Origin of the sequence: Burkholderia sp. AU4i (assembly GCF_000466765.1) — a bacterium.
Lineage (GTDB): Bacteria > Pseudomonadota > Gammaproteobacteria > Burkholderiales > Burkholderiaceae > Burkholderia > Burkholderia cepacia.
This window is the reverse complement of the sequence record NZ_ASSI01000327.1, coordinates 1-10,642: the sequence shown is the minus strand read 5'-3', so window position 1 is coordinate 10,642 and position 10,642 is coordinate 1. Positions and strand designations below refer to the sequence as shown.

Genomic DNA, 10,642 nt, shown 5'->3' with positions numbered 1-10,642 from the left:
CGCAACCGCCGCGGCGGTTGCGCCATTGTATCGGCCCCGCGCTCGCGTGCCGCTCATGCGCGCGTCAGGTGCGTGTACAGCGCGTGCGCGATCGCGATGTCCTCGAGCCCGAGGCCGATCGAGCGGAAGAATGCGTGACGCGCGTACGACGGTGCCGGGCAGGTGCCGGCGACGAGCGCGGGCAGGTCGCCGGCGATCCGCGCGGCTTCCCAGCCGTGCTCGGCCGTCGCGATCTGCATTTCGCCGGCGCTCGCGGGCGTCGTGTGCCGGTAGTCGCAGTACACGTCCATGCCGGGCAGCCACGCGGGCGGGATCTCGTGCGCGCGTGCGACGTTCGTGCTGATCGACGTGACGAGCGCGGGGCGCGTGAGCATCCCGTCGCCGAGCACGGGCGTGCCCGACGACGTGCACAGCATCACGACGTCCGCGTCGCGCACGCAGGCTTCGACGCTCGCCGCGGCGCGTGCGCGCGGGTCGAGCTGCGCGAGCGCCGCCTGCTGCCCCGCGTCGCCGGCGAGCGCGGGCGAGTACACGCGGATCGTCTCCCAGTCGCGCAGTCCCGCGGTGTGCCGCAGATGCGCGAGGCCGACCGCGCCCGCGCCGACGATCGCGAGATGGCGCGCGTTGCGCGGCGCGAGACAATCGACCGCGAGCGCGGTCGTGCCGGCCGTGCGCTCGACCGTCAGCAGGCCCGCGTCGCACCACATCAGCGGCTGGCCCGTGCGCATCGACATCAGCGCGGTCCACGCGGTGACGATGGGCTTGCCGCCCGTCACGACGTACGGCGACAGCTTCGCGCCGAACACCTGCGCGTCGGCGAGCGCGCCCAGATACGTGATGAAGTCGCCGGCCTGCCCGGGAAACAGCGTGAGCGTTTGCGGCGGCTGCACCGCGCGCGCCGCGGCGAGCGACGCGAACATGCTGCGCAGCGTGCCGAGCACGTCGAGCGACGGCAGGGCCGCGCGCACCGCGGCTTCGTCGACGGTCAGCGGCAGGGTCGGGGCGGTTTGCGTCATGAGGACATCTCCGGTCGGGGCCGGACTGGACTGTCTCGATCGACGTGTCCGGCAGAGTTCGTTATGGACGAAAAGTCTAATATAGACAAACGAAATCGGGAGAATTTTTCTTTTCGAGACTGTGTGTTATCGCGAGATTCTGGAAAAACATCGATAAATCAAGGGTGTTTTCGATGTCGGGCGAATTTCCGACGACGCGTATCGGGGCACGATTCTCGTATCCCCTATAGTCTATCCTGGACTTTGAGTCTATATTTCGCGTGCAGGACACGACGCGGCGCCGCGTGGCGACCGCCTGCTTCGAATGCCGATCCGGCGCCCGGCCGCGGCCGTCGTGTACCGATCTTCATCGCCTCAATCCAGAACGGAAGGACCGTCATGAACTGGAAGCTCTCCCTCTGCGCCGCTGCGGCGCTCGCCTGTGCGGCCGTCACGGCCCACGCCGAACAGACCACGTTGCGCTTCGGGATCGAAGCCGCCTATCCGCCGTTCGAGAGCAAGACGCCGGCCGGTCAGCTGCAGGGTTTCGACGTCGACATCGGCAACGCGGTGTGCGCGAAGCTGAACATGAAGTGCGTGTGGGTCGAGAATTCGTTCGACGGCCTGATTCCGGCGCTGCAGGCGCGCAAGTTCGACGCGATCAATTCGGCGATGAACATCACCGCGAAGCGCAAGCAGAGCATCGACTTCACGCCGGCGATCTACGTGGTGCCGATCGTGATGGTCGCGAAGCACGGCTCGCCGCTGCGGCCCGACGTCGCGAGCCTGCGCGGCAAGCACGTCGGCGTGCTGCAGGGCTCGTCACAGGAGGATTTCCTGAAGGCGCACTGGGCCAACGCGGGCGTGGCCGTCGTGTCGTACCAGGATCAGGACCAGATCTACGCCGATCTCGTCGCGGGTCGTCTCGACGCGGCCGTGCAGGAAGCGCAGACCGCGCAGGACGGTTTCCTCGACAAGCCGGCCGGCCGCGACTACCAGATCGTCGGCGAGCCGCTGAAGGATCCGGCGACGCTCGGCGAAGGCACGGGCTTCGGGATGCGCAAGAACGACAAGGCGCTGCAGGCGAAGATCGTCGGCGCGCTCGAAGCGCTGAAGAAGGACGGCACGCTCGGCGCGCTGTCGCAGAAGTACTTCAAGCGCGACATCGTCGCGAAGTAATGACCGCCGCGCGCCGGCCGCCGGGCCGGCGCGTGCCGCATCGAATCTCGACGCAGTACGGGGAACCATGGATTTCGACGTCATCGTTCTGGGGGCCGGCATCGTCGGCGTGTCGTCAGCGCTGCATCTGCAGGATCGCGGGTTGCGCGTCGCGCTCGTCGACCGGCGCGCGCCGGGCGAGGAAACGAGCCACGGCAATGCGGGGCTGATCGAACGCTCGTCGGTCGTGCCGTACGCGTTTCCGCGCCGGCTCGGCACGTTGCTGCGCTATGCGCGCAACCGCTCGGTCGATCTCTACTGGGACTACCGCGCGCTGCCCGCGTATGCGGGCTGGCTCGCGCGCTTCTGGCGCGAATCGTCGCCGCAGCGGCTCGCGGCCGCCGCGCGCGACCTGCTGCCGCTCGTCGCGGCGAGCGTCGTCGAGCACGACGCGCTGCTCGCGCGTACCGATGCGCAGCCGCTCGTGCACGACGGCGGGTGGATCGAAGCGTTCCGGTCGCCCGCGCTGTTCGATGCGGAAGCGCGCGTGCAGCAGCGCGTGGCCGACGCGCACGGCTTGCGGATGACGGTGCTCGACGCACGTGCGCTGCGCGCGACGGAGCCCGGCGTCAGCGACGCGTTCTGCGGCGCATTCCACTGGCAGGACCCGAAGACCGTGTCGAGCCCGGGCGGGCTGACCAAGGCCTACGCGCGGTTGTTCGAGCGCGACGGCGGCACGTTCGTGCGCGGCGATGCCAAGACGCTCGCGCAGGTGGAGGACGGCTGGCAGGTCGGTACCGAACATGGGCCGGTCTCGGCGCGCTCGGCGGTGGTCGCGCTCGGGCCGTGGTCCGATCACGTGTTCGCGCCGCTCGGCTACCGGATTCCGCTGCGCGCGAAGCGCGGCTACCACATGCACTACCGGCCGACACGCGCACCGTTGAACGTGCCCGTGTGCGATACCGAGGAAGGTTTCGTCGTCGCGCCGATGGAAGGCGGACGGCTGCGGCTCACGACCGGTGTCGAGATCGCGCTGCGCGGCGCACCGCCGACCGGCGTGCAGCTCGCGCGTGCGGAACCGCTGGCGCGCGACGCGTTCGGCATCGGCGAGCGGCTCGATCCCGAGCCGTGGCTCGGGATGCGGCCGTGCACGCCCGACATGCGCCCGGTCATCGGGCCCGCGCCGCGCCATCGCCACCTGTGGTTCGCATTCGGCCATTGTCACCACGGGCTCACGCTCGGCCCCGCAACCGGGCGCCTGCTCGCCGAAATGATGACGGGCGCGCCGACCTATATCGATCCCCATCCGTACCGGCCCGCACGCTTCGGCTGATCCCGCGGCGCGCGCAGCCTCGCGCGCGCGCCGGTTGCGATGCGGCCTTTACAATGTTTCATTCTGCTATCCGAATTACCGGAAATCACGCAATCGGAAATGATCTGCGTAATCGGCAAGAAAGATGATCGCCAAATAAAGAAAATCAGCAAATCGGCGATTTATCAATGCATTTTCATTTTGCTGAAATGTGTAATCGGCAGCCGCTCGTGACGGTCTGATGCACCACCCCGGCGGCGCGTTCCGGTGTTACGTGGAATGTACCGGAACACGTTACCACGGGGCTCGCAAACGTTACGTTACATCCGGGCTATGCCGCCCTTTTTCATCAGATGATTGTGATGCCGGAGTCGCGATTTTCGTCTGAAATCGATTAAAAAAGCGTTATTGCTTGCCAATAGACAGACGAATCAATCCGGTTTTTCGAATTGGCACACTTCGTGCAATCCGTCCCCATGCTTTATCAACGTTGTGCCAACTGAGATGGGGAAAAACAAAGATGGGACAAAATCTGAAATTGACGGGTGCAGCGCTGTCGGTCGCGACGGTGTTCGGGGTACTGGCTTCGGGTTCCGCGGTGGCGGGGCCCCTTGATGGGCTGCCGATCCCGCAAGTGATCGTCAACCCGCCGACGAACAGCGTCTCGGTCGGGCTGGTCGCGACGGGGACGTCGCCGCTGGGTTCGGTCACCGTGGCGGCGGGCGGAGCGGGCGCGATCCAGACGTCCCTTGGCGATCCCGGCCAGGCACTGTCGGGCGCCGTGGGGGCGGTGACGGGTGCACTCGGCGGTGGCGGCGGCACGGTGCAGCCGCTCGCGCCGGTTCAGGGTGTGGTGAACCAGGTGACGGGTGCGCTGAGCGGCGGCAACCCGGCTGGCGCGTTGAGCGGTGCGCTGAATACGGCGACGGGTGCGTTGGGCAATGCGGTTGGCACGGTGACGGGGGCACTGGGCAATGTCGGCGGCGGGGCGAATCCGCTGGCGCCGGTTCAAGGTGTCGTCAATCAAGTGACGGGTGCACTCGGCGGTGGTAACCCGGCTGGTGCGCTGACGGGGGCACTCGGTACGGTGACCGGTGCGCTGGGCAATGTCGGTGGTGGGGCGAATCCGCTGGCGCCGGTGCAGGGCGTGGTGAATCAAGTCACGGGCGCACTCGGTGGCGGCAACCCGGCAGGTGCGTTGACGGGGGCCCTTGGCTCGGTGACGGGGGCGCTGGGCAACGTCGGCGGCGGGGCGAATCCGCTGGCGCCGGTTCAAGGCGTCGTCAATCAAGTGACGGGTGCACTCGGCGGTGGTAACCCGGCTGGTGCGTTGACGGGGGCACTCGGTACGGTGACCGGTGCGCTAGGGAATGTCGGTGGCGGCGCGAATCCGCTGGCGCCGGTGCAGGGCGTGGTGAATCAAGTAACGGGCGCACTCGGCGGTGGCAACCCGGCCGGTGCGTTGACGGGGGCACTCGGTACGGTGACCGGTGCGCTGGGCAATGTCGGTGGTGGCGCGAATCCGCTGGCGCCGGTTCAAGGTGTCGTCAATCAAGTGACCGGCGCACTCGGCGGTGGCAATCCCGCCGGTGCGTTGACGGGTGCGCTCGGTACCGTGGCGGGTGAGCTCGGTGCTGGCAATCCGGCCGGCACGGTAAGCGGTGCAATCGGCAACGTGACGGGGGCACTCGGCGCATTGGGCGCTATCGGCGGCGGCAATCCCGCGGGTGCGCTGACCGGCGCACTGAACACGGCGACCGGGACGCTAAGCAACGCACTCGGTACCGCAACGGGCGCGCTCGGCGGCGGCAACCCCGCAGGCGCACTGACCGGCGCACTCGGTACGGTCACGGGCGCACTGGGCGGTATCGGCGGCGGTTCGAACCCGCTGGCCCCGGTGCAAGGTGTCGTGAACCAGGTCACGGGTGCGCTCGGCAGCGGCAACCCTGCAGGCGCGCTGACCGGCGCACTCGGTACGGTCACGGGCGCATTGGGCGGTATCGGTGGCGGCTCGAACCCGCTGGCCCCGGTCCAAGGCGTCGTGAACCAGGTCACGGGCGCGCTCGGCGGCGGCAACCCCGCAGGCGCACTGACCGGCGCACTCGGTACGGTCACGGGCGCACTGGGCGGCATCGGCGGCGGCTCGAACCCGCTGGCGCCGGTGCAAGGTGTCGTGAACCAGGTCACGGGTGCGCTCGGCAGCGGCAACCCCGCAGGCGCGCTGACCGGCGCACTCGGCACGGTCACGGGCGCACTGGGCGGTATCGGCGGCGGCTCGAACCCGCTGGCCCCGGTGCAAGGTGTCGTGAACCAGGTCACGGGTGCGCTCGGCAGCGGCAACCCGGCAGGCGCGCTGACCGGCGCACTCGGCACGGTCACGGGCGCACTGGGCGGCATCGGCGGCGGCGCGAACCCGCTGGCCCCGATCCAGAACGTCGTCGACCAGGTCACCGGTACGCTCGGCAGCGGCAACCCGGCCGGCACGCTGAGCAACGCGGTCAACACGATCACGGGCACGCTCGGCAACGTCGGCGGCGCGGGCGGCCCGCTGGCGCCGGTGCAAGGAGTCGTCACGCAACTCGCGGGCACGCTCGGCGGCTCGGATCCGCTGGCGCCGGTGCAAGGCGCCGTGAACCAGGTCGTCGGCACGCTGTCCGGCGCCGGTGGCGGCAGCCCGATCGCGCCGATCACGAACCTCGTCAACGGCCTGCAGAACGCACTGCCGACGGGCGGCAACGCGGCTGGCGCGCTGACCGGTGCGCTCGGCTCGGTGACGGGCGCACTCGGCAGCCTTGGCAACCTCGGTGGCTCGAATCCGCTGGCGCCGGTGCAGGGTGTCGTGAACCAGGTCGTCGGAACGCTGGGCAACAGCAATGCGGTCGGCACGGCCACGAACGCACTGGGTAACGCGGTCGGCTCCGTCGTGGGCGCACTCGGCAACCTCGGCGGCACGAACCCGCTGGCGCCGGTGCAGGGCGTCGTGAACCAGGTCGTCGGTACGCTCGGCAACCTCGGCGGGTCGAACCCGCTGGCGCCGGTGCAAGGCGTCGTGAACCAGGTCGTCGGCACGTTGTCGGGCGCGGCGGGCAACAACCCGATCGCACCGATCACGAACCTCGTGAGCGGCCTGACGGGCGGCAGCAACGCGGCCGGCGCACTGACCGGTGCGCTCGGTTCGGTGACGGGCGCACTCGCGAACGGTCCGGTGGCCCTCGGGCAGGCGGCCGGCGCGCTGTCGGGCGCGGCCGGTTCGACGGCAGCGGCGGGCGGCAGCCTGCTCGGCTCGGGCGCGAACGCAGCCGGCGGCACGGCGGGTGCGGTTGGCTCGCTGCTGACGACGGGCGGCAACGCGACGGCGACTGTCGTCAACGCGGTCGGCACGACGGTGGGCACGGCGCTCGGCTCCGCGCCGGGCCTGTCGGTCACGCCGCATTCGGGCAACAGCGCGCCGGGCAACCCGCTCGCACCGGTGTCGTCGCTGCTCCAGTCGCTGACGGGCGCACTGCCGAAGTAAACGGCCGGACACGCTCGGCGGCGCGAGATCGGCCGCCGTGCGCAACGGGTCGCGCAACGCGGCATGACAGGGATGTCATGCCGCGTTGTCCTTTTTGGGGCGCGCTTTCTTTCGTCGCGTGAACGGCCGCGGCCGGCGTTCGTCGGCCGACGCGGAATATTCGGCCTCCTTCGTCCGTTTACATACCGAATCCCGGCAGCGCCGGCCGGCGGGATAATCGTCGTGACGAAGCCGATCGTTCCTGCCGGTGCCGCCGTGTCGCGATGCCGTGCCAAGGAGAAAGGACATGAAACGGATACTCGTTGCCGCCGCGCTGACGGCGGCTATCGTGCGGCCGGCCGCCGCGGAACCGCCCCGTGCCGGCGACGGCAAACTGGTCGACGAAGATCACATGACGCTCTACGTGTTCGATCGCGACGCGCCCGGCAAGAGCGCCTGCGACAGCGCGTGCGCGGCCAACTGGCCGCCCGCGCTCGCCGACGCGTACGACAAGGCCGCGGGTGCGCTGAGTCTCGTCGCGCGCGACGACGGCCGCAAGCAATGGGCGTATCGCGGGCGCCCGCTGTATCGCTGGAAGCAGGATCGCAAGCCCGGCGACGCGGGCGGCGACGGGATCGGCGGCATGTGGCACGTTGCGCGCCCGTGACCGCGTGGCGGTGCGCGAGGCATCCTGATGAGCTATGAATCGGATCTGCTGGTGTGGCTGCCGCATCTCACGCGCTATGCGCGTGCGCTGACGGGCGACCGCGCCTGGGCGGACGATCTCGTGCAGGACACGCTCGAGCGTGCACTGAACCGCCCGCCGCGCGACGGTGGCAACCTGCGCGCGTGGCTGCTGACGCTGCTGCGGCACCGCTTCATCGACCAGTTGCGCGCGCGGCACGAGATCGCGGTCGACGATGCGACGGCGCCGTGGCAGACGATGGCCGCGCCGGCCGGCGAGATCGGCGGGCTGGTGCTGCGCGACGTGCAGCGCGCGCTGTACCGGCTGCCGGTCGAGCAGCGCGAGGTGTTGCTGCTGGTCGCGCTCGAGGAGTTGAGTTATCGCGATGCCGCACAGGTGCTCGGTGTCCCGGTGGGAACGGTGATGTCGCGCCTCGCACGGGCGCGCGGGCAGATGCGCGCGATGCTGTCGGACGAGCCGTCGGCGCACGGCACGGCCGCGTTACGGGTGATCGGGAAGACATGATGGACGAACCGCGCAAACCTTCGAACGACGAGCGGGACGACGATGCGTCGGCGCAACTGCTGTCCGCGTTGCTGGACGGCGAGCTGTCCGGGCGCGAGCGAAACGAGATGCTCGAGCGGGTGCAGGCTGATCCGGAGGAGGCCGAACGATTCGCGCATTACCGGGCGCAGCGCGACGCGCTGCAGGCGCTGTTTCCGCTGCCGGGTGCCGCGCCCGCGCTGTTCGTGCAGCGCCGCGCGCCGCGTCGGCGCGGGATCGCCTACGCGCTCGCGGGGCTCGCGGCCGGGCTGCTGATCGGCATCGCGCTGCATGCGGGCTGGGTCGCGCTCGACAGAGAACCGGCGTTCGCCGCGCGTGCGGATGTCGCATACGCGACGTACGTGGCCGATCGCGAACATCCGGTCGAAGTCGGAGCGGGCGACTCGGAACGCCTCGCCGGGTGGCTGTCCGCGCGTCTCGGGCGGCCCGTGCGCGCGCCGTCGCTCGACGAATACGGCTACGCGCTGCTCGGCGGCCGGCTGCTCCCGGGCGACGCGGGGCCGGCCGCGCAACTCATGTACCAGCGCGCGGACGGCGAGCGCGTGACGCTTTACATGACGGCCTACGACGCACGGCGCGTCGCACCGCGGGCGATGTCGGCCGGCGACCGCTACACGTATTTCTGGTCGGATCGCGGGATGGGTTACGCATTGTCCGGCCGGGGCGATGAACGGCGCCTGCGTGAACTCGCGATCGAAGCGTGCGGTGAGCTCGGCGGCCAGACCGACGCGTGGAAGGGGTGACGCGCACGGCGCCGGTACGGAGCAAGCGATGAAGATGACGATGACGAAGGGGCTCGTGCTGATCCCGTTGCTGGCGGCACTCGCCGCGGGCACGCCGCTTGCCCGGGCGGAGGGTGACGCACCCGTGCGCGTGCCCGTCGATGCCGACGGCGTGCAGCGGGTCGCGATCGTCGGCGGCAGTTATTTCTTCCGGCCGAACCACGTGATCGTGCGGGCGAACGTGCCGGTCGAGCTGACCGTGTCGGCCGAGCCCGGCCTGGTGCCGCACAGCTTCGAAATCGATGCGCCGCAGGCCGGCATCACGGTGCACACGGAACTCGGCACGACGCCGAAGACGTTTCGCTTCACGCCTGCGCAGCCGGGCCGGTTCGCCTACTATTGCACGCATCGGCTGCTGTTTTTCAGCAGCCATCGCGAGCGCGGGATGGAAGGCGTGCTCGATGTCGAGGCGGCGCCGTGATTGCCGCGTTGCTGGCCGCGAGCCTGATAGGAGCGAGCATGACCGCCGATCCCGTGACCATCGCGCAGGCGCATTTCGACCACGTCCGCTCGTACCGCGCGACGATCCGCTCGTCCGCGCGTAGCGGCGAACATACGGAATTCCGCTACGCGTACCTGAAACCGGGCTTCGTCCGGATGGATTTCGTGTCGCCGCATCACGGCGCGGTGCTTGCGTACGATCCCGGCGACGGCAAGGTGCGGCTGCGCCCGTTCGGCGCGCATGCACCGCCCGCGCTGACGCTGTCGCCGTCCAATCCGCTCGTGCGCGACCGCAGCGGCCACCGGGTCGACCGGTCCGACGTCGGCGAACTGTTGCGCAACGTTCATGCGCTGCAGGAGGGCGGCTCGACGGTGACCGAAGGCGAGGAGGCCGTCGGCGGCCGGACCGCGCTGCGCGTGTCGGTCACGGGCGCGCCCGCGCATGCGGTCGACGGCGTGCATCGCTACCGGCTCTGGCTGGATACCGAGGACGGTTTTCCGCTGAAGGTCGTCAGCTTCGCGGACGATGGCGACGTGCCGCTGGAGACCGTGACGCTCGACGACGTCGAGATCGACGTCGCGTTTCCCGAACGTTTCTTCGCGCCCTGAACGGTGCACTGACTCATGCCCCTGACGGGCATGCCGGAGGCCGCATGGCGGAATACCGGTTCTCGACGACCTGGCGCGTGGACGCGCCGCTCGCGGCGGTGTGGGACGCGATCTACCAGGTCGACCGCTGGCCCGACTGGTGGAAGGGCGCCGTTCGTACCGTCGAGATCGAACCGGGCGACGTGCGCGGCGTCGGCGCGCTGCACCGGTACACGTGGAAGGGCGCGCTGCCGTACCGGCTGACCTTCGACATGCGCGTGCGACGCGTCGAGCCGCGTCATGCGCTCGAAGGCCGCGCGAGCGGCGCGATCGAGGGCGACGGATGCTGGTCGTTCGCCGCCGACGGCGCGCGCACGATCGTGAGCTACGACTGGCACATCCGCACGCACGTGCGCTGGATGAACTGGCTGGAGCCGCTGGGTCGGCCGCTGTTCCGATGGAATCACGACGTCGTGATGCGCGAAGGCGCGAAGGGGCTCGCGCGGCTGCTGGGCGCGGCCGTCGAGACGGACGGCCGGATTTTCCGGCCGTTGCCGGATGCGGGTTGCGCCGATGCCTGAACGTGCGTGAACGCGTGTAAAAGCGCCAAACGCCAAACGCCAA

At 69.8% G+C, this 10,642-nt stretch carries 10 protein-coding genes; 9 read left to right on the top strand and 1 reads right to left on the bottom strand.

The genetic code is table 11. The features are described from left to right. Positions 1-53 precede the first annotated feature (53 nt). Positions 54-1,016, bottom strand: coding sequence for an ornithine cyclodeaminase family protein (locus L810_RS41860; RefSeq protein ID WP_042978313.1), 963 nt, complete (start codon positions 1,014-1,016; stop codon positions 54-56). A gap of 378 nt (positions 1,017-1,394) precedes the next feature. Here L810_RS41860 and L810_RS41855 point away from each other — a divergent pair, with 378 nt between their 5' ends. The 9 genes from L810_RS41855 to L810_RS41815 all read left to right on the top strand — a co-directional run bounded on the left by L810_RS41855 (position 1,395) and on the right by L810_RS41815 (position 10,599). Beyond that, entirely contained in the window at positions 1,395-2,174 is a 780-nt protein-coding gene (locus L810_RS41855; protein WP_021164153.1) for an ABC transporter substrate-binding protein, read from the top strand. Positions 2,175-2,241: 67 nt separating this feature from the next. Next, positions 2,242-3,486, top strand: coding sequence for an NAD(P)/FAD-dependent oxidoreductase (locus L810_RS41850; protein ID WP_021164152.1), 1,245 nt, complete (start codon positions 2,242-2,244; stop codon positions 3,484-3,486). A gap of 499 nt (positions 3,487-3,985) precedes the next feature. Continuing rightward, the gene (locus L810_RS41845; protein ID WP_021164151.1) at positions 3,986-6,979 is read left to right on the top strand and encodes a beta strand repeat-containing protein; all 2,994 of its coding nucleotides are present in this window, start codon (positions 3,986-3,988) and stop codon (positions 6,977-6,979) included. Between the two features lie 286 nt (positions 6,980-7,265). After that, positions 7,266-7,625 carry a COG4315 family predicted lipoprotein gene (locus tag L810_RS41840; protein ID WP_021164149.1) on the top strand — a complete coding sequence of 120 codons (360 nt, stop codon included), beginning with the start codon at positions 7,266-7,268 and terminating at the stop codon, positions 7,623-7,625. 27 nt (positions 7,626-7,652) lie between these two features. After that, the gene (locus L810_RS41835) at positions 7,653-8,168 is read left to right on the top strand and encodes a sigma-70 family RNA polymerase sigma factor (RefSeq protein ID WP_021164148.1); all 516 of its coding nucleotides are present in this window, start codon (positions 7,653-7,655) and stop codon (positions 8,166-8,168) included. Further along, positions 8,165-8,950, top strand: a complete 786-nt coding sequence (locus L810_RS41830) for an anti-sigma factor family protein (protein ID WP_042978312.1) — start codon at positions 8,165-8,167, stop codon at positions 8,948-8,950. Before L810_RS41835 ends, L810_RS41830 begins: the two co-directional genes overlap by 4 nt. A gap of 28 nt (positions 8,951-8,978) precedes the next feature. Continuing rightward, positions 8,979-9,410 (top strand): Heme/copper-type cytochrome/quinol oxidase subunit 2, encoded by a 432-nt coding sequence (locus L810_RS41825; RefSeq protein ID WP_021164146.1) that lies wholly within the window; start codon positions 8,979-8,981, stop codon positions 9,408-9,410. Continuing rightward, a complete protein-coding gene (locus tag L810_RS41820) occupies positions 9,407-10,039 on the top strand; it encodes a LolA family protein (protein WP_021164145.1) in 633 nt (210 codons plus the stop codon). Before L810_RS41825 ends, L810_RS41820 begins: the two co-directional genes overlap by 4 nt. Positions 10,040-10,083: 44 nt before the next feature. Further along, a complete protein-coding gene (locus L810_RS41815; RefSeq protein ID WP_021164144.1) occupies positions 10,084-10,599 on the top strand; it encodes an SRPBCC family protein in 516 nt (171 codons plus the stop codon). Positions 10,600-10,642 lie beyond the last annotated feature (43 nt).